Source organism: Variovorax sp. OV084, from assembly GCF_900111625.1.
Lineage (GTDB): Bacteria > Pseudomonadota > Gammaproteobacteria > Burkholderiales > Burkholderiaceae_C > Variovorax.
Genome location: NZ_FOII01000003.1, coordinates 283,975 through 305,938 on the forward strand (window position 1 = coordinate 283,975; position 21,964 = coordinate 305,938).

A 21,964-nucleotide genomic window follows, 5' to 3' on the forward strand; every position below is an offset into this window, starting at 1 on the left:
GCGATAGAGAAGAAAACCTCGCGGCTCAGTAGCCCCGGTCGAGGTCGACGGCCGTGTGGGGCCGCTCGCCGCGCTGCACGAGCGCGAGGTTGTGAAGTGTCTGCCGCGCGATCACAGAGGTGTCGGTGCGGGTGGCGATGTGCGGCGTGACCAGGATGCGCGGGTCGCCCCAGAAGGGGTGGTCGGCCGGCAGCGGCTCCTGCGTGAAGGCGTCGAGCGTGGCGGCAGAGAGCTGGCCGAGGTCCAGCGCGCGCAGCAGGTCGGCTTCGACCAGATGCGCGCCACGCCCTACGTTGACCAGGTGCGCGCCACGCGGCAGCCGCGCGAACAGGTCGGCGTCCAGGAAGCCCTGCGTCTGCGGCGTGAGCGGCAGCAGGCACACCAGCGTGTCGCAGCCCGAGAGGAATTCGTCGAGCTGCGCATCGCCGTGAAAGCCCGTGACACCGGCCGGCAGTTCGGCCTTGGCGCTGCGGCTCCAGCCACGCACCGCATAGCCGATGGCGGCCAGCGCCTCGGCACAGGCCAGCCCCAGGGTGCCGAGCCCCGCGATCCCGACACGATGGCGCCCGGGCGGGCTCATCGGTTGCTCTTCCCACACGCGCCGGGCCGCGCTCGCAAGGTACGCGGGCATCTGCCGCTGGTGCTGGATCACGGCCCAGCACACGTATGCCTTCATGCCCGTGGCCATCTCCGGATCGACGATGCGGCACAGCGGCAGCGCGCGCGGCAGCCGGGGGTCGGCCGTGATGTGGTCGACGCCCGCTGCCAGCGACTGCACCAGCTGCAGCTGCGGCAGGCTCGCCAGCAGGCCATGCGGCGGAAACCAGCAGACGGCCGCATCGATCTGGTCGAGCGGGCCGAGGTCGGACCCAAGGCGCAAATCGATGTCGGGGCAATGCTCGCGAAAAGCGGGCGCCAGGTAGTGCATGTCGAGCACATCGCTCAGGAGCGCAACGCAAGGCATCAGGCCACCTTCGCGGACATGTCGGCCTGCGGCGCAAGGCGCGGCACGGCGTCGATCAGCTTGCGCGTGTAGGCGTGCTGCGGATCGTTGAGCACCTTCTGCGTCTCGCCGTACTCCACCACCTCGCCGCGCTGCATCACCGCGATGCGGTCGCACATCTGCCCGGCCACGCGCAGGTCGTGCGTGATGAAGACCATCGCGAGCTGGAACTGCGCGCGCACCTGCGCGAAGAGCTCCAGCACCTGCGCCTGCACCGACACGTCGAGCGCCGACACGGGTTCGTCGGCCACCAGCAGCTCGGGCTGCATCGCGAGCGCGCGGGCAATGCCGATGCGCTGGCGCTGCCCGCCCGAGAACTCGTGCGGATAGCGCTGCGCCGCATCGGCGCCCAGGCCCACGAGCTGCAGCAGCTCCATGGCCCGCGCCATTGCCTCGGCCTTGCCCACGCCCTGCGCGATGGGCCCGCCCGCAATGGCTGCGCCCACGCGGTGGCGCGGGTTGAGCGATGCGTACGGATCCTGGAACACCATCTGGATCTTGCCGGCCGCCGCGCTGCGGAAGTTGCGGCCCTGCGCGAGATTACGGCCCTTGAAGATGATGCGGCCGCTGTCGAAAGGCGCGAGCCCCACCAGGCAGCGCCCGACGCTCGACTTGCCCGAGCCCGACTCACCCACGAGACCCAAGGTTTCGCCGCGGTGCAGCTCGAAGCTGATGTCCTTTGCCGCCTGCACCGCGCGGCCGCGCTTGAACAGGCCGCCACTCGAACGGTAGGTCTTGCACAAGTCCTGCACCTGCAGCACGCGCGTGAGGTCGTCGTGCGGCACGGTCTGCGCCTGGCCGTCGGGGATGGCGGCGATGAGCTTGCGCGTGTAGGGGTGCTGCGGCGCGCCGAGCACCTGCGCGGCCGGGCCGCTCTCGACCACGTGGCCGGTCTGCATGACCACCACGTGGTCGGCGATTTCGCTGACCACGCCGAAGTCGTGCGTGATGAAGAGCACTGCCGTGCCGCGGCGCTGCTGCAGCTCGCGTATCAGCGCGAGGATCTGCGCCTGGGTGGTCACGTCGAGCGCGGTGGTGGGCTCGTCGGCGATCAGCAACACGGGCTCCAGCACCAGCGCGCAGGCGATCATCACGCGCTGGCGCTGGCCGCCCGAGAGGCGGAAGGGGTAGGCGTCGATCAGCAGTTCGGGGTCGGGCAGGCCCACGTCGGCCAGCGCCGCAAGGATGCGGCGTCGCTTCTCGGCCGCGGGCACACTGCCGTGCGCGTCGAACACCTCGCCGATCTGCTCGCCGATGCGCATCACCGGGTTCAGCGCGGTCATCGGCTCCTGGAACACCATGCCGATGCGCCGGCCGCGCAGCTCGCGCATCTGCGGCTCGGTGAGCTGCAGCAGGTCGTGGCCCTCGAACATGATGCGGCCCGCCACCGGCGCCACGTGCGGGCGCGGCAGCAGGCCCATGACGGCGTTGGCGATCATCGACTTGCCCGAGCCGGACTCGCCGACCACGCACAGCGTCTGGCCCGGCAGCACGGAGAGCGTGGCGCCCTCGACGGCCAGCGCGCGGTCGGCGCCCGAGGGCAGCGAGATGCTCAGGTCGACGATGTCGAGCACGGGGTGCAGGGGTTTCATGGGCGTCACGGTGGCGTTCATTTCTTACTTGCCCCTTCCGTGCAGCCGCGTGTTGAGGCCGTCGCTCAGGCCTTCACCCACGAGGTTGAGCGCGAGCACGGTCAGCACGATGGCCAGCCCCGGGAACAGCGCCATCCACCAGGCCTGGCGCAGCACGGTGCGCGCGGCGCCGACCATGTAGCCCCAGCTCATCTGGTTCGGATCGCCCAGGCCCAGAAAGCTGAGGCTGCTTTCGAGCAGGATGGCCGTGGCCACCATCAGCGAGGCCATCACGATGATGGGCGACATGGCGTTGGGCAATATCTGCGTGAGGATGATGCGCGGCGTCGACTGGCCCGCGAGCAGCGCGGCCTGCACGAAGTCACGCTGGCGCAGCGTGAGGAACTCGCTTCGCACGAGGCGCGCCACCGGCGGCCACGAAACGATGGCAATGGCCACGACGATGGACTTGATCGAAGGCTCGAAGATCGCCACCAGCACGATGGCCAGCGCGAAGCTCGGCACCGCCTGGAACAGCTCGGTGAAGCGCATCAGCGCGGCATCGATCCAGCCGCCGAAGTAGCCCGCGATTGCGCCGAAGGTAACGCCGATCAGCAGCGCCACGATGGTCGACACCACGCCGATCAACAGCGAAATGCGCGCGCCGTAGACCAGGCCCGCGAGGATGTCGCGACCGAGCGTGTCTGTGCCCAGCAGGAAGCCGGGCTCGGTCCAGGGGCGCACGAAGGGTTGCTCGACCATGGCCCACGGGTCGTTGGTGGCGAGCCACGGCCCGAGCAGTGCAACGGCTGCCACGATCAGCAGCACGACCATGCCGGCCACGGCGCCCTTGTTGCGGCGAAAGCGCCGCCAGAAATCGCTTTGCATCGTCGTCGTCATGTCAGCTCGATCCGCGGATCGACCAGGGTGTAGACCAGGTCGGTGATGAGATTGAAGAGCACTGCCATCGCCGCCGTCACCAGGAAGGCGCCGAGCAGCAGGCTGTAGTCGCGCTGCAGCAGCGCGTCGAACATCAGGCGGCCGATGCCGGGCCAGGCGAACACGGTCTCGGTGAGCACGGCGCCGCCGATCATCCCGCCGGCCTGGATGCCCGCCAGCGTGACCACCGGCAGCAGCGCGTTGCGCAGCACGTGCGCGCGCAGGATGCGGCCGGGCTTCACGCCCTTGGCGCGCGCGGTCTTCACGAAGTCCATCTGCGCCACCTCGAGCATCGCAGCGCGCGTCATGCGTGCGTAGACGGCCATGTAGAACAGCGCGAGCGTGAGTGCCGGCAGCACCAGGTGCTTGGCGACGTCGAGCGCCAGCGCGAAGCCGGTGTGGCCCGAGCCCACGGTCATGAGGCCGAAGCCCGGCAGCCATTCGAGCTGCACCGTGAACACCAGCACCGCCATCAGCGCGAGCCAGTACAGCGGCGTGGCATAGAACAGCAGCGCCACCACGGTGATGGCGCTGTCGACCCACGTGCCCGCGCGCCGCGCCGACAGCGCCCCCAGCGTGATGCCGAAGAGCAGCGAGAGCGCGAAGGCCGTGCCGGTGAGCAGCAGCGTGGCGGGCAGCCGGTCCATGATGAGCTTCAGCACCGGCTGCTGCTGGCGGTACGAGTAGCCGAGGTCGAGCCGCACCACCTTGCCGACGTAGGTGGCGAGCTGCGTCGACAGCGGCTGGTCGAGCCCGAACTGCGCGCGCAGCTGCGCCACGAACTGCGGGTCGGACGCGCCGGCCTCGCCGGCCAGCACCGACACCGGATCGCCCGGCGCGGCGCGCACCAGCATGAAGTTGACCGTCGCAATCAGCAGGATCGCCACCAGGCCCTGCAGCACGCGGGTCAACATGAACTGCGTACGTTTCATTCGGTCGTCACTCCGCGCGTCAGCCGACGCTTGCGTTGCCGAGGCTGTCGTTGAGGCCGATGCCCGAGCTCACGATGTTGCTGAGCTTGGTGCGGTAGAGCGTGGGGAAGTTGAGCTCCAGCAGCCAGGCCACGGGCACCTCGTCGAGCAGGATTTTTTGCGCCTGCAGGTAGATGGCCTTGCGCTTTTCCGGGTCGGTCTCGCGCGCACCGGAATCGAACAGCTCGTCGATCTTCGGGTTGGAGTAGCCCTCGACGTTGTTGAAGGGCGAGCCCTTGGCGATGTTGGCGGTGGTGTAGTTGCGCGCCACGCCCAGCGCCGGGTCGCCGTACTGGTAGACGTAGGTGAAGGCGAGGTCGTAGTCCCAGTCGTTCAGGCGCTGGTTCCAGCCGGCCACGTCGGTGGCGGTCATCTCGACCTTGATGCCGGCCTGTGCCAGGTTCTGCTTCAGGATCTCGGCCTGCCGCGACCAGGTCTCGCCGTAGGGCAGCGGCAGCAGCCGCAGCGTCTCGCCCTTGTAGCCCGATTCGGCCAGCAGCTTCTTGGCCGTTTCCACGTTGCGCGGGTACTTGGCGACGTCGGTGCTGTAGAACTTGATGTTGCTGTTGAAGGGGCCGGTGGCGGGCTTGGCGAAGCCCTGCCATGCGATCTTGGCCATGGCCTCGCGGTCGATGGCGAACATCACGGCCTGGCGGAACTTGACGTTGTCCATCGGCGCCTTGCGGTTGTTCAGCCACAGCCACGAATGCGGCGCGAAGAACTCCCAGCCCTTGGTGGTGACCGCGACGCCCGGCAGCTTGGACAGGCGCTGCACGTCGAAGTACTCGACCGCGCCGCCGGGCACCAGGTCGACCTTGCCCGATTCGAAGGCCGCGGCGCGCGAGGCCGCGTCGGGAATGACGTGGAAGTAGACGCTGTCGACCAGCGGCACGTCTTTCACGTGGTACTTGTCGTTGGCCACGAGCTGGATGTACGAGCCCTTGACCCACTCCTTGAACTTGAACGGCCCGGTGCCGATGGGCGTGGCGTTGGCGGGGTTGGTCGCGAAGTCGGTGCCTTCGTAGATGTGCTTCGGGATCATCGGCATGCTGCCGACCTCGAAGATGCCGATGAAGGGGCCGAAGGGGTACTTGAGCTTGAACTCGACGGTGAGCGGATCGACCGCGCGGATGCTTTCCACCGCAGCCAGATTGGCCCGCAGGCGCGCATGCGTCTTGCGCAGGAACACGTCGGCCGAGAACACCACGTCGGCCGAGGTGAAGGGCTTGCCGTCATGCCAGGTGACGCCGGGCTTGAGCTTGAAGGTGTAGAGCGTGCCTTCCTTGTTGACGGTCCACGCGGTGGCCAGCGAGGGCAGCGGGGTGATCTTCTCGTCGTAGCGCAGCAGGCCTTCGTAGATGTTGCCGGAGATCATCTGCGTGGGGCCGTTCTGCGTGATGCCCAGCATCAGCCCCGGCGGCTCCGGCTGGACGACGGCGTTGATCACGCCGCCCTTCCTGCCCGCGGCCAGAAGATGCAGGGGAACGCCGGCCAGCGTCAGGCCGGCGGTGGCAGCGGCACCCATCTGGATGAGGTTGCGACGTTTCATGAGGGCGAACTCCTTCTGGCTCTTTCGAGGTGGTGGACAGGGTCAGGGGGACGGGAGGGGAAAGCGGGGGGTAGCGGCTCAGTCGCGGAACGACGTGGCCGGTGCGGGCTCGATGCGCTGCAGCATCGCGCGCCATTCGCGCGCGTTCGGGTCGGATTGGCCGGGCAGGTGGCTGCCGCCGCCGGCCTCGTACTGCTGCGCGGTCTTTTCGCAGACCTCGGCCGGCACCGGGTACACCGGCAGGCCGCTCGACTGGATGGCCACCTGCACGCGGCAGGCACGCTCCAGGTTCAGCATCAGGATGAAGGCTTCCGACACCGTGCGGCCCAGCGTCACCAAGCCGTGGTTGCGCAGGATGAGCGCGCGCGCCGTGGGGCCCAGGTCGGCTACGAGGCGTTCGCGCTCCTCGGGGTCGAGCGCGATGCCCTCGAAGTCGTGATAGACCACGCGCTGATAGAACTGCAGCGCCCACTGGTTGCAAGGCTGCAGCCCGCCGGCCAGCGACGACACCGCCACGCCCGCCACCGTGTGGGTGTGCAGCACGCAGGCCGCGTCGTGGCGCGCCGCGTGCACCGCGCTGTGAATGGTGAAGCCGGCCGGGTTCACGTCGTAGGGCGAGTCGTCGAGGATGCGGCCTTCCAGGTCGATCTTGACCAGCGACGAGGCGGTGATGTCGCGGAACAGCATCCCGAAGGGGTTGATCAGGAACTGGTCTTCGGTTCCCGGCACACGCGCGGAGATGTGCGTGTAGATGCTGTCGTCCATGCCGTAGTGCGCCACCAGCCGGTAGGCCGCGGCCAGGTCTTGTCGGACCTGGCGCTCGGCGTCTGAGACGGGCGGGGCCTTGCGGTCCACTGCGTGCAGTTGCATATCGCGTTCCTTTCCACAGGCCCGGCCGGGCGGGCCTTGCCTTGTTGATGGGTTCGTCGGATTGACTGCGAGCTGTCGACAGTCAACCAGCGACAGTCTTAAGCAATATGCGGGCCCGCGTGATGGGGTAAGCCCTTGGGTGGCCCTCCAGACCGGTGCCGCTCAGAGGGCGGAACACAAAAAAGCCGGCGGCGCGCACCCGAAAATGCGCGCCGCCGGCGTGGTTGGAGGCTGTCGTTCGTGCGCCCAAGCGCACCGATGGAGTGCTAGGGCAGGCGCCCTTCCTGGCGCAGCCGTGCGCCGATGCGCCGGATTTCGGCCTCGCCCTGGTCGAGCGTCGCCCGGCTGGTGTGCACCGAGTAGTGGCCCATCACCAGCTCGTGCGGGTGCTTCGCCGCCGAGCCCAGCACGAAGGACGTGTCGCCACGGGCCACGAAGTCGATGACCGCGCTCGACTCCTCGAACACCGCGAGCTCGCCGCTGCCGATCGGGCCGCCCCTGTCATCTCCCGTCTCGAGCGCGCCTTCGTTGACCGCGACCCAGCCCACCGTGTGACCGGCGGGCGGCACGTAGCTCCAGCGTTCGCCGTCTTTCAGCTGCACGGCCAAGTAGTTGATCGGAGCCGGTGCCGCGATGGCGCTCTGCGCCGCGCCGTAGCGCCCGAGCAGCACACGCGCCGGGCCCTCCTGCGGCACCTGCGAGGGCGCGAGGTACATGCTTTGCGCCGGCGCGTTCTCTTCCGAAGCCGGCAGCGCCACCCACAGCTGGAAGCCGCGCACGCGCTTCACGTCCGGCGCGGGTCCGCCGGTGTGCCACACGCCGTTGCCGGCGCGCATCCACTCCACGCCGCCGCCGAGCAGCGTGCCTTGCTCGCCGGTCGTGTCCTCGTAGAGCGTGTCGCCCTCGATCAGGTAAGTGAGCGTGGCAATGCCTGAGTGCGGGTGCAGGCCGAAGCCCTTGTGGCCGCCCGTGGTGTCGAAGCCGAAGAGGTCGAGGAACACGAAGGGCTTGAGAAACTCGCCCAGGTCGCCGGGGCTCATCAGCCGCACGATGCCGCCGTGCTGCGAACCGCGCGTGCGGTAGACGATGGCGCGGGCCAGCGTTTCGACAGCAGCGGTGGTCATACAGCCTCCCTCGCCGTCTTCAGCGCCTGGGCCCACCAGGCGATGTCGTCGAGCATGCCGGTGGCCGACTGCGCGAGGTGCGGGAAGTCGTCGAAGCTCTTGCCCTGCTGCCAGATGCCGAGGAACTCGACCATGCCGATGTGCACGGCGTTGCGCACCGGCGCCATCTGCATCTCGACCGCCACCAGCCGCAGTTGCTCCACGGCCCGCGCCGCGCCCACGCCGCCGTAGCCTACGAAGCCGATCGGCTTGCGGATGAATTCCTTGTAGGCCCAGTCGATCGCGTTCTTCAGCACCGCGCTCGGGCCGTGGTTGTATTCGGGCGTGACGACGACCAGGCCGTCGAAGGTGGCCAGCTTGGCCTGCCAGCGCTGCGCGGCCTCATTCTTCACCGGCCCCCAGGCCGGCGCGCCCGCCTCGTTGAAGAAGGGCAGCGGATGGTCACGCAGGTCGACCAGCTCGAAGGCGAGGTCGGTGCGCTGCTTGGCGATCTCGTGGATCCATTGCGCGGGCTTCTCTCCGAAGCGGCCTTCGCGGGTCGAGCCGAGGATGATGCCGACGCGGGGTTGTTGCTGGGTCATGGGGTACTCCAAATAAAGTTGAAGAAAGAGTTCAGGCCGCTGTGACGGCCGGCCGGGACACGGGCCGCAGGCGCCAGGCGACAAAGCCCGACAGCAGCGCCAGCACCATTGCCGGCGCAGGGTTGCCGCCGATCAGCACCAGGTGCGTGGCCACGCCGCAGACCATGGTCGCGGCCAGCAACAGGCCACCGAAGAAGCCGGTTGCAGGCACGAGCAGCAGCAGCGCACCGCCGACCTCGACCAGGCCCGTCACGTAGCGGAACCATTGGCCGAAGCCGATCGCGTCGAACACCTGGACCATCTGCGGCACGCCAGCCAGCTTGGAAGCACCGGCGGCGCCGAAAGCCAGCGCAAGCAGGATGCGAACGCCCCAGACGATGCGGCGCTGCATGGGAGAGGAAGTAGATGAAGAAGTCATGGGCATAAGGTTAGGCACGCACCCATTGATCGACTAGACGGTAGAGTCGGATTGCACTCATCCAAAAATTAAAGGAATCAACCCGCCATGTTCGACCTCAACGACGTCGCCATGTTCGTGCAGGTGGTGCGCCACGGCAGCTTTGCCGAGGCGGCCCGGCGGCTGGGCTTGCCGCCCAACACCGTGAGCCGGCGCATCCAGCAGCTCGAATCGCAACTGGGCACGCGGCTGATGCAGCGCTCGACACGCAAGCTGACGCTGACCAGCGCCGGGCAGGATTTTCATGACCGGTGCGCGGGGCTGGTCGACGGGCTGGCTGCGGCCGGGCAGGCGCTGGTGGCCGGAGGCCAGGAGCCCAGCGGCCTCGTACGAGTGGCGGCGCCGGCGGATTTTTTCGATTTCTTCCCGATGGAATGGGTGTCCGACTTCCTGGCCGCGCATCCGCTGGTGAAGCTCGACTTCGTGCTCAGCGACGCGGCCGCCGACCTCATCGCGGAGCAGATCGACGTGGCCTTCCGCGGCGGTGTGCTGCGCGATTCGGGGTACATCGGCCGGCGGCTGGCCACCCGCAGCGGCGGCCTGCTGGCAAGCCCCGCCTACATCGCGCAACGCGGGGAGCCCACAACATTGCAGGAGCTGGCGGACCACGACTGCGTGACGCCACCGCACCCCAGCGGCCACACGATCTGGCGCCTCACGGGTCCCGAGGGGGTGGAAGAAGAAGTGCAGGTCACCGGCCGGTTCACCGGCAACACCGCCCAGGCACTGCGCAAGGCGGCGCTGGCCGGGCTGGGCATTGCGCAGCTGCCGCCGGCGATGGCGACGCGCGACGAACAGGAAGGGCGGCTGGTGCGGGTGCTGCCGCAGTACGAGTACACCGACCGGGGGCTCAGCGTGGTCTACCCGAGCCGCAAGCACCTGCCGCTGGCGGTGTCGGCCTTCATCGACCTGGTGATGAGCAAGCTCGACCACATGGACATGCTGCAGGAGCTGCCGTCTTCCGGGAAGGCTCAGGGCCTTTTCGTTTCCACTGAAAATGCCACCCCATGAAAATCGAAAAAGACACCGTCGTCACCATCAAGTACAAGGTCTCCGACGCCCAGGGCAAGCTCATCGAAGCGAGCCCCGAGCCGATGGCCTACCTGCATGGCGGCTACGAGAACACGCTGCCCAAGATCGAGGAAGCCCTCGATGGCAAGGAAAAGGGCTACCAGACCGTGCTGAACCTCGCGCCCGAAGACGCTTTCGGCCAGCGCGACGAGACGCTGGTGCGAAGCATTCCCAAGACCGACTTTCCGCCGGGCGTGAAGGTCGGCGGCCAGTTGCAGGGCCGGCTCGACGACGGCACCGAGCATGTCTTCACCGTCATGAAGATCAAGGGCCCGGTCGTGCTGCTCGACGGCAACCATCCATGGGCCGGCAAGGCGCTGCGCTTCAGCCTGCAGGTGACGGATGTGCGTGCGGCGCTGCCGGTGGAGATCGAGCACCGGCATGTGCATGGGGCGCACGGGCACCATCACTGAGGCGATGGCGGTTCGTTAGGCCGCCCGGTCAGTTCTTCTTCCAGAACCGCGGCGCATCCTCGATCTTCGCCAGCGCCTTGTGGCAGGCCTTCGCGCCGGCTGCATGCCGCGCGGTGAACCATCCCACCGCAAACCACGCACGCGCATCGCGCGCGGTGGCCTCTCGGTACAGCGCGAGCGCGACGGCCTCGTCGTTGAACTCGCCCAGCGCATCCTGCGCGGGGCGCAGCGCCTTCAGGTAGCGCGCGGCGGCGCTGCCGTCTTCCTTCTCGAACAGCGGCGCCACGAACTCGGCGAGGTAGCGCAGGCGCTTGAGTCGCTTGCGCACGCGGTGCTGGCTTTCGGTATCGAGCGACTCGAAGCGCTCACCGTCGCGCAGCACCTGTTTGTGCAGGCGCTGCAGGCGTTTGCGCAGCAGGCGGCGCACGGCATTGGCGTTGATGGGCGCGGGTGCCGAAGGAACTGCCGGGCTGTCTTCGGTGGCGACGGTCGCCGGTGCGGCTTCCACAGGCTTCGCAGCGGTAAAGCCAATCAGCGAAACGAGCACGTTCTGGAACGCCGGGGCGCGCACGATGTCACCGGGCGATAGCGTGCTGGCCGCTGTATCGCCGCCGGCCAGCGGATCGAAGTCCGGCGCACCCGCCTCGCGCAGCCGGGGCTGCGCGAGCTTCACGACCTGTTCGCGATCACGCAATGCGCCCAGCGCGCGGAAGGCGTCGACCAGCGGCGGCTCCCATTCGGCCGTGTCGAACTGGCCCAGCTCCGGCAGCTCGCGCAACGCCGTGCGTAGCCGGCGGATGCCGATGCGCAGCTGGTGGATCTGCTCTTCATCGGCACTCCCCGCGGCGATCTCGCTGGCATTGGGCAGCATCTGCGCCAGGCACGATGCCACCACGGCCTGCTGCACGGCTCGCCCGTCGGGGTGCTGCGTGGCGAAGCGTGGCGCTTCGGCCTTCGCCGCTTCGACGGTCTCCTGCGCCGCGAGCAGGCGCGCGCCGCGCTCCGCCTTCGACACGGTGCTGAACCACAGCCCATGCTGCTGCGACCAGCGCCGCGCGAGCGACACAAGGCCCTGCACGTCGCCGCGCTTAAGTTCCAGCTCCAGCTCGCACACCGGCGATTCGCGCTGCTCGGGCGTGCCCGCGTGCGCGACGACCTTGCCGATGTCGAGCGCCATCTCCACCACCGCGCCGCCGGGCCCGGTGACGCGCACGTCGCGTGTGAGCCGCACGATGTCGGTCGATTGCCGCTCTACCAGCGGCACGTCGCCCCCTTCGGCCAGCAGCTTCGAAAGCCGGTCGCCCACGGGCGTGCCCTGATGGCGCTGCGGATCGATCTGCGGCGCCGCAGCAGCCGTACCCAGGTCGACGTTGTGCTCCAGCCGGTGCAGCGCGTTGTCGCCGGTGGCCTTCACGGTCTGCACCCAGCGCCGGCCTTCCTTGCGCAGCCGCAGCACCATGCCGTCGGCGGCGAGCCGCTGGTCGGCGGTGTCGAAGTAGCGGGCCTGCAGGCGCGTGCGCACGACGGCGCCACGCTTCAGGGCGGCTTCGACGGCCTTCAGGCGGCCGGCGGGAATGCAGAACTTGAACTCGATTTCCATGGCGGCCATGATGCCCCGTCTTTTTTCTCATGCGCAACGTCGCATCGGGTACTCTGGGGCACGCCGCCCTTGCCAACCGTTGCGAGCACGGGGATGGCTTCCTCGATTGCGAACAACCGGTTTAGCGTGGTTGCTCATCGGTCTGCAACTCCACCAGCGCCCGGTACAGTTGCTCGGCTGAGATCGGCTTGTGCAGCAGTGGAATACCGCTGGCCAGGGCTTCGCGCAGGCGCTCCGAGGCAGTGTCGCCGGTGATGATGAGGGCGGGTGTATGACGCCCCCCCTGCCGATGCAATTGCTGACGCAATTCAGTGATGGCGTGAGCCCCGGTGCGTGGCCCGCGCAGTCGATAGTCGCTGATGATGCATGCAGGGGGGTTTTGCAGGGCCAGCGGCAGTGCTTCCTCCAGGGATTCGGCGTTGTCGCAGGGGCAGCCCCAACTTTGCAGCAGGTGCGCCATGGCGCTGCGCACAGCGGCATCGTCGTCGATCACCAGTACCCGCATGGGTTGCAACTGCGGCCCTTTTTGTCGCGGAGGCGGCACGGGTGCTACCGACAGGGGTAGCTCCAGCCGGAACACGCTGCCCCGCTCAGGCTTGGATGACAAGGTCAGCCCATGGCCCATTGATCTCGCCAGTCCGTCGGCAATGGCCAGGCCGAGCCCCAGGCCTTTGTGCCGGTCGCGCTCGGGGTTGCCCAGTTGGTGAAACTCCCGAAAGATGGCTTGCTGGTCGGCTGGCGCGATGCCTATGCCGGTGTCCCACACCTCGACGCTCACGGTGTGCCGGCGTTTTCGGCAGCCAACCAGCAGGCCGCCGCGCTGGGTATAGCGGATGGCGTTGGAGACCAGGTTGCGCACCACCATGCCGACCAGGATGGCATCGGATTGCACGGCAAGCCGGGTTTCCCGCGAGCGGTAGACCAGCCCCTTGGCATCGGCCAGCGGAGCGAAGTCGTTCTCGATCTGGTAGAGCAGGTCTTGCAGGAGAAAGGGTTGTATCTGGGGCTGCACGACACTGGCTTCGATGCGCGAAAAGTCCAGCAGGGTGTTGAGCATGTCGCTGGAGGCGCGCCAGGCCGACTGGGTGCTGACCAACACCTCGCTTTGATACGGTGACAGCGGGGTACGCGACAGCACGTCCAGAAACATGCCTTGGGCGTGGATCGGCTGGCGCAAGTCGTGGCTTGCGGCGGCCAGGAAACGCGACTTGGCCAGGTTTGCCTGTTCGGCCGCTTCTTTCTGGACATGCAGGCGTTCGGCCAGGTCAGCAATCTGGAAGCGAGCCCGCAACGATTCGGTCAGCTTGTCGTTGAGCGTCCGGGCAAAGCGCACCGCCAGCAGCGAATAGGCAAAAATCGTCAGGGCGACGGCCTGGTACAAGCGATTGCCAAGCATCAGGTTGCCCGCGACGGCACTCACCGCGCAGGGCAGGAAAAAGGCATGGAAGGTCGGCAGATGGATCGTCTGCGAAATCAGGGAGCTCGAGACCATGCCGGCCAGCATGAGGGTGACCAGCAAGCGGTGCTCAATGTCGCCGTACTGGAGCAAGCACAGAGCACCACCAGCCCACAGCAATCCCGAGGCGAGCGACAGGACCGTGTGCAGATGAATCCGGCGGCCCACCTCCGCTTCCGTAACGCTCTGGTGCCGCAGCCACCACCAGCATGCCAGGCGCACCAACGCGTGCCCAACCAGCAACCCGCTCCACACCAGCAGCACGGCCAGAGGAATAACCTCGTTCATCACCCACAGCAGTGCAGTGGCCACCAACAGGCTGCCAAGGACGATGAAGGGCACGTTGCTCTGCAACGTGATGAACTGATGCAACTGGATCTGGGATTCGGCCTTGGAAGACAGGGGCGAAGGAGCGGGAGACGGGTTCATCTAGGCAACCTTCGGAAACTACCAGGGCCTGCGCTGTTTCACGTTGAGGATTTGCTTACGCAACGCCCCCTGTCCGCCCTCGGGCGGACAGGGGGCGTTGCGCAAGTCCGGTTAACCAATCAGCCCGTTTTGGCGTGCCGCAAACGTGGCCTGCGAGCGGCTGTTGACCCCCAGCAAGCCCAGGACCGCTTGCACATGTCCGCGCACGGTGAACTCCGACACCTGCAGGCGCCGGGCAATGAGCTTGTTGGGCAGACCCTCGCACAGCAGGTCCAGCACCTCGCATTGGCGGGGGGTCAGCCGGGGCACGGTGGGCTTTGCCGGGGCGGTGCCGGCGAGGGGCGGCTGCTGCAGATGCGCCAGGGTTTGGCGAATCACTGAGATGATCTTGTCCGGGGTATCGCCCTTGGAGACGAAAGCCGCCGCGCCGCGTGCCAGGGCCTGGGCGATGGTGTCGGGCGTCGCGATGGAGGACAGCATCACCACCGGCACCTGTGGCCAGCGCTGCCGAAGCAGCCCCAGCCCCTCCAGTCCGTTGACACCCTGCAGCTGGATGTCGAGCAGCACCAGCGCGGGGGGCTCGTCCGTCGTGCGCACGGCTTGCTCCAGGGATGCCGCCTCCAATACCTCGACGTCGGCCATGCCCTGCAGCAAAACCAGACGCAGACCCGAGCGGAAAAGCGCGTGGTCGTCGATGAGCAGCAAATGCATGAGCGACATGCGCAAATTAAAACATTGGTTGCAAAGAGTTTCAATCAGTCAATATTGACTATATGCGGGCCGGTGCGCCCTGGGCAGCATGCAATTTTTTCATGCAAAAAACAGGGGCTATTTCTCCATGAACCACGCCTACCGCCTCGTCTGGAGCGACGCCGCCGCACGCTTCGTGCCTGCCCCCGAGACCGCCAAGGGGCGCGGCAAGTCGTCAGGCCGTGGCGCTGCCGTCGTGGCGCTCTGTGTGGCGCTGCTGGCCAGCGGCGCGTGGGCTGGCCCCAGCGGTGGCAGCGTGAGCGCCGGTAGCGGCAGCATCAGCCAGAGCGGCGCCACCACCACCATCACCCAGGCCAGCCAGAACCTGTCCATCAACTGGGCCAGCTTCGGCATTGCCGCCGGAGAACGCGTCAACTTCGTGCAGCCCGGTGCCAGCGCCATTGCGCTGAACCGGGTCGTTGGCTCCGAGTCCTCGGTCATCAACGGCAGCCTGAGCGCCAACGGTCAGGTGTGGATCCTCAACCCCAACGGCGTGCTGTTCGGCAGCACGGCCAGCGTCAACGTCGGTGGCCTGGTGGCCTCCACGCTGAGCCTGAGCGATGCCGACTTCCTGGCCGGCAAACGCAGTTTCAGCGCGAATGGAGGCCAGGGCACGGTGGTCAACCAGGGCAGCCTGACCGGCGGCTACGTGGCCCTCTTGGGCAAGCAGGCCGGCAACAGCGGCACCATCACCACCGCCAACGGCACGGCGGCACTGGCCGCGGGCGACAAGATCACGCTGGACTTCAGCGGCAGCAGGCTGCTGTCGGTGCAGGTGGACGAAGGCACCCTGAACGCCCTGGCCGAGAACAAGGGACTGATCCGCGCCGACAACGGCAAGGTGATCCTCACGGCCAGCGCCAAGGATGCGCTGCTGAACACGGTGGTCAACAACGAGGGCGTGATCGAAGCCAAGGGCATCGATGCCGCGGGCGGCACCATCCTCTTGCTGGGCGGCCTCACCGGCGGCACCGTCAAGGTGGCGGGCACGCTGGACGCCTCGGCCAGCGGCGCCCACGACGGCGGCTTCATCGAGACCAGCGGCGCGCATGTGCAGGTGGCCGGTGGGGCGAAGGTCAGCACGCTGTCGGAGACAGGCAAGACCGGCACCTGGCTGGTCGACCCGACCGACTTCACCGTCAGCGCCGGCAGCGCGGCCGGCACCACGAGCGGCATCGGCGCCGACACGCTGTCGGCCAACCTGGCAACGACCAACGTCACGCTGGCCACCGACAACAGCACGGGCACGGACAGCGGCGACATCAACGTCAACGCGGCGGTGAGCTGGGGGGCCAACACCACGCTGACGCTGAATGCGTACCACGACATCAACATCAATGCAGCCATCACTGCCACGGGCACCAGCGCCGGGTTGGTGCTCAACCACGGCAACTACGCCAGCACAGGAACGGTCACCAGCGGCACCGACTACAACGTGAAGGCGCCCATCACCTTGAGCGGTGCCAACGCCACGCTGGGCATCAATGGCACCAGCTACACGCTGATCCACAGCATGGCGCAGCTCGATGCCATTGACAGCACCGGCCTGGGCGGCAACTACGCGCTCGCGCAGGACCTCGATGCCGGCGGCATCACCTACACCAGTGCGCTGGTGGGCTCGGCCAGCACCCCCTTCAGCGGCCGCTTTGCAGGCCTGGGCCATGCCATCTCGAACCTGACCATCAGCGCCGGCAGCGCCGACTACGTGGGCCTGTTCGCGCAAAACTTCGGCACCCTCCGTGATCTGGGCCTGGTCGGCGGCAGTGTGTCGGGCGGCGACCGCGTCGGCGGCCTGGCAGGCTACAGCGGCGTCAGCGGCAGCATCAGCAACGCCTATGTCGCCGGCAGTGTTTCGGCAACTGGCGACGACGTCGGCGGGCTGGTGGGCCGGAACTACGGCACGATCAGCAGCTCTCATGCCACCGGCAGCGTTGCCGGAACCAGCGACAACGTCGGCGGGCTGGCGGGCTGGAACAGCGGCAGCATCAGCGACGCTTATGCCACGGCCAGCGTTTCGGCGGCCGGCTTCAACGCCGGCGGGCTGGTGGGCTGGAACGACGGCGGCACGATCAGCAACGCCTATGCCACCGGCAGCGTTTTGGCAACTGCCGGCTCCGCCGGCGGGCTGACAGGCACGAACGGCGGCAGCATCAACGACGCCTATGCTACCGGCAGCGTTTCAGGAGACACCGCCGTCGGCGGGCTGGCGGGCGTGAACGCTGGCAGCATCAGCAACGCCTATGCCGCCGGCAGCGCCTCGGGAACCAGCTACGTCGGTGGGGTGGTGGGCTGGAACCTTGGCAGCATCAGCAACGCCTATGCCACCGGCAGCGTCTCGGGGGGCGCCAACGTTGGCGGGCTGGTGGGCTTGAACGACGGCAGCATCGGCAACGCCTACTGGGACAGCAGCACCACGGGCCAAGGCGCCGCGGTGGGTACGAACAGCGGCACGGTCACCAGCGTCAACGCTGTCACCAGCGGCACCGCCTACAGCCACGGCAGCTATACCAACCTCGGCACCTGGACCGAAACGGTTTCGGGCTCCGGCGTGTGGGTGGCCAAGGACGGCAGCGGCAACCCGCAGTGGGTGATGGTCGAAGGCGCGACCCGCCCGTTCCTGTACAGCGAGTACTCCACCAGCATCCGCAACGCCCACCAGCTGCAGCTGATGGCCTACAACCTCTCCGCCAGCTACAGCCTGGCCGCCGATGTCGACGCCAGCGAAACCGCCGGCGCCAACCCCAGCGGCATGTGGACCACGGCCGGCTTCTCGCCGGTGGGCAATGACACGGTGGCGTTCAGCGGCAGCCTGGACGGCCAAAGCCACACCATCACTGACCTGGTGATCAACCGCGGCACGACGTCGAAGGTCGGGCTGTTCGGCCAGGCCGGCAGCAGCAGCGTGATCCAAGGCGTCGGCCTGCTGGGCGGCAGAGTCACCGGCCGCGACGAGGTGGGCAGTCTGGTGGGCCACAACGAAGGCGGCATCAGCAATGCTTACGCCACGGGAACCGTCAGCGGGGCCAACAGTGTGGGCGGCCTGGTGGGCTTCAACTTCGGCGGCAACATCAGCAATTCCTTTGCCACGGGCGATGTCAATGGCGCCGGCGACAGCGTTGGTGGCCTGCTGGGATTCAGCTACGCCGGCAGCATCAGTGGTGCCCACGCCACGGGTGCCGTCGATGGCTCCGGCAACGATGTCGGCGGCCTGGTGGGCCACAGCGCCGGCAGTGGCGGCAGCATCAGCGATGCCTACGCCACCGGCGCCGTCAATGGCACCGGCAACGATGTCGGTGGCCTGGTGGGCTACAACCGCGGCAGCATCAGCAATTCATACGCCACTGGTGCCGTCACCAGCGCGGGCAACCATGTCGGTGGACTGACGGGCCTTCTCGACCTTGGCAGCATCAGCAATGCATACGCCACGGGCGCTGTCAGCAGTTCCAACGCAGCTGGGGTCGTGGGCGGCCTGGTGGGCTACAACTCCCTCGGCAGCATCGGCAACGCCCATGCCACGGGAGCTGTCAGCGGTGTCGCCTCCCTGGGCGGCCTGGTGGGCTACAACTACAGCGGCAGCATCAGCGATGCCTACGCCACGGGTAACGTCAGTGGTTCCGGCATCAATGTCGGTGGCCTCGTGGGCCTCAACGACGGCAGCATCGGCGCCGCCCACGCCACGGGGGCCGTCAGCGGGACCACCGCGGTGGGCGGCTTGGTGGGCCGCAACAGCGGCAGCATCGGCAGTTCCTACGCCATCGGCACCGCCACGGGCACGGACGACGTGGGCGGGCTGGTGGGCTTCAACTTCAGCGGCACCAACAGCATCAACAATGTCTACGCCATGGGCGCCGTCAGTGCATCCAATGACTATGCCGGCGGTCTGGTGGGCCGAAGCGGCGCTGGCAGCATCAGCAATGCCTACGCCACCGGGGCCGTCAGTGCGTCCAATGCCTATGCAGGCGGCCTGATGGGCTGGAATGCCGGGAGCGTCCTCAACACCTACGCCACCGGCGCCGTCAGCAGCTCCGGCGTTCTGGGCAGCCTGGTGGGCCACAACGCCGGCAGCATCACGGCATCGTTCTGGCTCGGTGCGGGCAACACTGGCGTTGGCACCCAAGCGGGGTCGGTCGATGCGCTGACGCGCGGCCTGAGCGGCAGCGAAGCCACCAGCGCCAGCATCTACAGCGCCGCCGGCTGGGACATCGCCACCACCGGCGGCACCAGCACGGTGTGGCGCATCTACGAGGGCAACACCATGCCCTTGCTGCGCAGCTTCCTGACCGCGCTGACCGTCACGGCCGGCAACGTCAGCAAGACCTATGACGGCACGACCAGCTTCAGCAGCAGCTACACCCTCAGCGATCCAGGTGCCAACACCGGCCTCATCTTGGGGACCGCGAGCTACGACACCAGCAGCAAGAATGTGGGCAGTTACGCCATCACCGTCGGCGGCCTGTATTCCAGCCAGCAGGGCTACGACCTGATTTCAGCGGGTACGGCCAGCATCACCGCCGCCACGCTGACCGTCAGCGGCGCGACTGCGGCCGACAAGACCTATGACGGCACGACTGCCGCCACGGTCAGCGGCGGCAGTTTGAGCGGCCTGGTCGGCGGCGACACCGTGGCGCTGAGCCAGAGCGGCAGCTTCAGCGACAAGAACGCCGGCACCGGCAAGACCGTCACCGAGACTTTCGCCATCAGCGGCAGCGATGCCGGCAACTACGTGCTGGCCAGCAGCAGCGGCGCGACCACGGCAAACATCAATGCCGCCACGCTGACCGTCAGCGGCGCGACTGCGGCCGACAAGACCTATGACGGCACGACTGCCGCCACGGTCAGCGGCGGCAGTTTGAGCGGCCTGGTCGGCGGCGACACCGTGGCGCTGAGCCAGAGCGGCAGCTTCAGCGACAAGAACGCCGGCACCGGCAAGACTGTCACCGAGACTTTCGCCATCAGCGGCAGCGATGCCGGCAACTACGTGCTGGCCAGCAACAGCGCCACCACCACGGCCAGCATCACCGCCGCCGCGTTGACGGTCACCGCCAACAACGACAGCCGCGTCGCCGACGGCAGTGCCTACAGCGGCGGCAATGGCGTCAGCTACAGCGGCTTCGTCAATGGCGAGACCGCAAGCGTGCTCAACGGCAGGCTGGTCTATGGCGGCAGCGCCCAGGGCGCCACCGCGGCCGGCAGCTACAGCATCGCGGCCGGCGGGCTGAGCTCGGGCAATTACACGCTGAGCTATGTCGACGGTGCGCTGGTGATCAGCGCGGCGGCGCCCAGCCCCGCTCCGTCGAGCCCCGTGCCATCCAGCCCCGTGCCGTTGAGCCCCGTGCCGTCGAGCGCCAACCCGTCGCTTGGCGATGCGCAGCAGCGCGCAGTGGCCAGCCTGGCCGACTGGCCGAAGCCGCCGGCCAATCCGCACGAGCCGCTGCGCATCGAGTATTGCGGTCTGAACATGGACCAACCCGCGACCGACTTCTTCACCCGCAACGAGAACAAGCTTTCATGCATGTCACGCCTCGAATCCCGCTGAGCCTGCTTTCTACCGCCCTGGCTCTGGTTCCCACCATCGCCGTCGGCCAGGTCCGCACGCTCCCCGATGCCGGCCAGATCCTGCAGGAACCCCGTGCTCCGCAGCCGATCCCCAGCACCGGAGCTCCGGCCCTGACCATCGACAAGCCCGGCGCCGGTAGCGTGGCCGAGGGCGGTGCCCAGGTTCGCGTGGTGGCCATCCACTTCAGCGGCAACACCGCCTTCGGCAGCGCCGCCCTGGAAAGCCTGCTGGCCGACGCCATCGGCAAGGAACAGACCTTTGCCGACCTCAGCCGCCTGGCCGCGCGCGTGACGCGGCATTACCGGGAGGCGGGCTATCTTGTCGCCCGGGCCTACCTGCCGGCGCAAGAGCTCAAGAACGGCGTGCTCGACATCGCCGTGCTGGAGGGCAACCTGGGCCAGGTCAGCATCACCAACAACGCCGGCCTCAAGGACTCGGCCCTTGCTCCCTTGAGCGCCCTGCCGCTGAACGCCCCGGTGCAAGCCCAAAGCCTGGACCGCACCCTGCTCACACTGTCGGACCTGCCGGGCACCCGCGTGCAGTCCACTCTGCGCCCGGGCACGACCGTGGGGGCATCGGACCTGCTGGTGGAGGTGGACAAGACCCGCGCCATCCAGGGCATTGCCGATATCGACAACTTCGGCAGCACCTACACCGGGCAGTACCGCGTGGGCACCAGCCTGTACTGGAACAATCCGCTGGACCGGGGCGACCAGATGAGCTTGCGGCTGCAGGCCAGCAACACCAGCATGCACTACGCGCGCCTGGGCTACCAGCTGCCGCTGGGCGCCAGCGGCACGCGCGTGGGCGTGGCCGTGTCGCACCTCGACTATCGCCTGGGCAAGGACTTTGCGGCACTGGATGCCGACGGCAAGGCCGATACCGTCAGCCTGTATGTGCGCCAGCCCTTGCTGCGCAGCCTGGAGAACAACTGGTATGCCCAGCTCCAGGTGGACGCCAAGAATCTGCGCGACACCGTGGGCAGCACCGCCACCACGTCGGTGCACCAGCTGCGCAATGTCGTGCTGGGGCTGCACGGCGACTGGCAGGATACGCTGGGTGGTGCTGCCGGCAACAGCCTGGCCGTGAACCTGACCACCGGCCAACTGCGGCTGGACAATGACAGCCTGGCGCAAGACGCGGCCAGCACCCAAAGCGCCGGGCACTTCAGCAAGCTGAACTACCAGTTGCAACGCGTGCAGGCCTTGCGCCCCAACTGGTCGCTGGTACTCAACCTCGGCGGCCAGATGGCCGACAGGAACCTGGCTTCGGCGGAGAAATTCAGCCTGGGCGGCAACAACGGAGTGCGGGCCTATGCGCAAGGCGAGGCCCTTGGCGACGCAGGCTGGCTGGCCAGTGCGGCCCTGCGCTGGCAGCCCGCGCCGGGCTGGCAACTGCAAGCTTTCTACGACGCGGGAGGCGTGCAGCTCAACCACCGTGCCTGGAACCGGACCGGCAGCACCAGCAACCGTGCGCATCTGGCCGGCGCCGGTCTGGGCGTGGGCTGGGCGACGGACAAGTTGGCGTTCTCGCTCACCTCTGCCTGGGCCACCGAGGGCCGGGCCAGCGATGGCCGCCGCGGCGCGCGGCTGTGGGCGCAGGCGACCGTGGCGTTCTGAATGC

Annotated in this window: 16 protein-coding genes; 4 read left to right on the forward strand and 12 right to left on the reverse strand. The window is 67.9% G+C overall.

The features are described 5' to 3' along the window. Positions 1–25 precede the first annotated feature (25 nt). From BMW87_RS11425 to BMW87_RS11465, 9 genes are all read right to left on the reverse strand, one after another. Positions 26–964: a 2-hydroxyacid dehydrogenase gene (locus BMW87_RS11425; protein ID WP_093076355.1), complete on the reverse strand. Its 939-nt coding sequence runs from the start codon at positions 962–964 to the stop codon at positions 26–28. Continuing rightward, entirely contained in the window at positions 964–2,616 is a 1,653-nt protein-coding gene (locus tag BMW87_RS11430) for an ABC transporter ATP-binding protein (protein WP_093076357.1), read from the reverse strand. Before BMW87_RS11430 ends, BMW87_RS11425 begins: the two co-directional genes overlap by 1 nt. A 3-nt stretch (positions 2,617–2,619) precedes the next feature. After that, positions 2,620–3,474, reverse strand: a complete 855-nt coding sequence (locus BMW87_RS11435) for an ABC transporter permease (protein WP_093076359.1) — start codon at positions 3,472–3,474, stop codon at positions 2,620–2,622. Beyond that, entirely contained in the window at positions 3,471–4,445 is a 975-nt protein-coding gene (locus BMW87_RS11440; protein ID WP_093076361.1) for an ABC transporter permease, read from the reverse strand. Before BMW87_RS11440 ends, BMW87_RS11435 begins: the two co-directional genes overlap by 4 nt. A gap of 19 nt (positions 4,446–4,464) precedes the next feature. After that, positions 4,465–6,033: an ABC transporter substrate-binding protein gene (locus BMW87_RS11445; protein WP_093076363.1), complete on the reverse strand. Its 1,569-nt coding sequence runs from the start codon at positions 6,031–6,033 to the stop codon at positions 4,465–4,467. Positions 6,034–6,111: 78 nt separating this feature from the next. Continuing rightward, positions 6,112–6,903, reverse strand: a complete 792-nt coding sequence (locus BMW87_RS11450) for a class II aldolase/adducin family protein (protein WP_093076365.1) — start codon at positions 6,901–6,903, stop codon at positions 6,112–6,114. A 266-nt stretch (positions 6,904–7,169) separates the two neighbouring features. Continuing rightward, the gene (locus BMW87_RS11455) at positions 7,170–8,027 is read right to left on the reverse strand and encodes a pirin family protein (protein ID WP_093076367.1); all 858 of its coding nucleotides are present in this window, start codon (positions 8,025–8,027) and stop codon (positions 7,170–7,172) included. Further along, positions 8,024–8,608, reverse strand: a complete 585-nt coding sequence (locus BMW87_RS11460) for an NADPH-dependent FMN reductase (RefSeq protein ID WP_093076368.1) — start codon at positions 8,606–8,608, stop codon at positions 8,024–8,026. The genes BMW87_RS11455 and BMW87_RS11460 overlap by 4 nt, the downstream gene beginning before the upstream one ends. 31 nt (positions 8,609–8,639) lie before the next feature. Continuing rightward, positions 8,640–9,026: a DoxX family protein gene (locus tag BMW87_RS11465; protein ID WP_093055498.1), complete on the reverse strand. Its 387-nt coding sequence runs from the start codon at positions 9,024–9,026 to the stop codon at positions 8,640–8,642. Between the two features lie 87 nt (positions 9,027–9,113). Between BMW87_RS11465 and BMW87_RS11470 the strand changes: the two genes are divergently transcribed. Beyond that, positions 9,114–10,076: a LysR family transcriptional regulator gene (locus tag BMW87_RS11470; RefSeq protein ID WP_093076370.1), complete on the forward strand. Its 963-nt coding sequence runs from the start codon at positions 9,114–9,116 to the stop codon at positions 10,074–10,076. Beyond that, positions 10,073–10,549: an FKBP-type peptidyl-prolyl cis-trans isomerase gene (locus BMW87_RS11475; RefSeq protein ID WP_093055094.1), complete on the forward strand. Its 477-nt coding sequence runs from the start codon at positions 10,073–10,075 to the stop codon at positions 10,547–10,549. The genes BMW87_RS11470 and BMW87_RS11475 overlap by 4 nt, the downstream gene beginning before the upstream one ends. A 28-nt stretch (positions 10,550–10,577) precedes the next feature. Here the strand turns inward: BMW87_RS11475 and BMW87_RS11480 are convergent, their stop codons facing one another. The 3 genes from BMW87_RS11480 to BMW87_RS11490 all read right to left on the reverse strand — a co-directional run bounded on the left by BMW87_RS11480 (position 10,578) and on the right by BMW87_RS11490 (position 14,745). Beyond that, complete coding sequence (locus tag BMW87_RS11480) at positions 10,578–12,158, reverse strand: CYTH and CHAD domain-containing protein (RefSeq protein WP_093076372.1); 1,581 nt, start codon at positions 12,156–12,158, stop codon at positions 10,578–10,580. A 112-nt stretch (positions 12,159–12,270) separates the two neighbouring features. Then, complete coding sequence (locus BMW87_RS11485) at positions 12,271–14,034, reverse strand: ATP-binding response regulator (RefSeq protein ID WP_256216728.1); 1,764 nt, start codon at positions 14,032–14,034, stop codon at positions 12,271–12,273. Positions 14,035–14,145: 111 nt separating this feature from the next. Then, positions 14,146–14,745, reverse strand: coding sequence for a response regulator transcription factor (locus BMW87_RS11490; protein WP_256216731.1), 600 nt, complete (start codon positions 14,743–14,745; stop codon positions 14,146–14,148). 127 nt (positions 14,746–14,872) lie between these two features. Here BMW87_RS11490 and BMW87_RS11495 point away from each other — a divergent pair, with 127 nt between their 5' ends. Continuing rightward, on the forward strand, positions 14,873–20,320 hold the full coding sequence (locus BMW87_RS11495; RefSeq protein WP_177192758.1) for a beta strand repeat-containing protein: 5,448 nt from the start codon (positions 14,873–14,875) through the stop codon (positions 20,318–20,320). Beyond that, on the forward strand, positions 20,293–21,960 hold the full coding sequence (locus tag BMW87_RS11500; protein WP_093076378.1) for a ShlB/FhaC/HecB family hemolysin secretion/activation protein: 1,668 nt from the start codon (positions 20,293–20,295) through the stop codon (positions 21,958–21,960). The genes BMW87_RS11495 and BMW87_RS11500 overlap by 28 nt, the downstream gene beginning before the upstream one ends. Positions 21,961–21,964: the final 4 nt, after the last annotated feature.

What these genes read in the sequence shown, in the direction of transcription:
- BMW87_RS11425 (WP_093076355.1), bottom strand. Translation starts at nt 964, where the DNA reads ATGCCTTGCGTTGCGCTCCTGAGCGATGTGCTCGACATGCACTACCTG.
- BMW87_RS11430 (WP_093076357.1), bottom strand. Translation starts at nt 2,616, where the DNA reads ATGAACGCCACCGTGACGCCCATGAAACCCCTGCACCCCGTGCTCGAC.
- BMW87_RS11435 (WP_093076359.1), bottom strand. Translation starts at nt 3,474, where the DNA reads ATGACGACGACGATGCAAAGCGATTTCTGGCGGCGCTTTCGCCGCAAC.
- BMW87_RS11440 (WP_093076361.1), bottom strand. Translation starts at nt 4,445, where the DNA reads ATGAAACGTACGCAGTTCATGTTGACCCGCGTGCTGCAGGGCCTGGTG.
- BMW87_RS11445 (WP_093076363.1), bottom strand. Translation starts at nt 6,033, where the DNA reads ATGAAACGTCGCAACCTCATCCAGATGGGTGCCGCTGCCACCGCCGGC.
- BMW87_RS11450 (WP_093076365.1), bottom strand. Translation starts at nt 6,903, where the DNA reads ATGCAACTGCACGCAGTGGACCGCAAGGCCCCGCCCGTCTCAGACGCC.
- BMW87_RS11455 (WP_093076367.1), bottom strand. Translation starts at nt 8,027, where the DNA reads ATGACCACCGCTGCTGTCGAAACGCTGGCCCGCGCCATCGTCTACCGC.
- BMW87_RS11460 (WP_093076368.1), bottom strand. Translation starts at nt 8,608, where the DNA reads ATGACCCAGCAACAACCCCGCGTCGGCATCATCCTCGGCTCGACCCGC.
- BMW87_RS11465 (WP_093055498.1), bottom strand. Translation starts at nt 9,026, where the DNA reads ATGACTTCTTCATCTACTTCCTCTCCCATGCAGCGCCGCATCGTCTGG.
- BMW87_RS11470 (WP_093076370.1), top strand. Translation starts at nt 9,114, where the DNA reads ATGTTCGACCTCAACGACGTCGCCATGTTCGTGCAGGTGGTGCGCCAC.
- BMW87_RS11475 (WP_093055094.1), top strand. Translation starts at nt 10,073, where the DNA reads ATGAAAATCGAAAAAGACACCGTCGTCACCATCAAGTACAAGGTCTCC.
- BMW87_RS11480 (WP_093076372.1), bottom strand. Translation starts at nt 12,158, where the DNA reads ATGGCCGCCATGGAAATCGAGTTCAAGTTCTGCATTCCCGCCGGCCGC.
- BMW87_RS11485 (WP_256216728.1), bottom strand. Translation starts at nt 14,034, where the DNA reads ATGAACCCGTCTCCCGCTCCTTCGCCCCTGTCTTCCAAGGCCGAATCC.
- BMW87_RS11490 (WP_256216731.1), bottom strand. Translation starts at nt 14,745, where the DNA reads ATGCATTTGCTGCTCATCGACGACCACGCGCTTTTCCGCTCGGGTCTG.
- BMW87_RS11495 (WP_177192758.1), top strand. Translation starts at nt 14,873, where the DNA reads ATGAACCACGCCTACCGCCTCGTCTGGAGCGACGCCGCCGCACGCTTC.
- BMW87_RS11500 (WP_093076378.1), top strand. Translation starts at nt 20,293, where the DNA reads ATGCATGTCACGCCTCGAATCCCGCTGAGCCTGCTTTCTACCGCCCTG.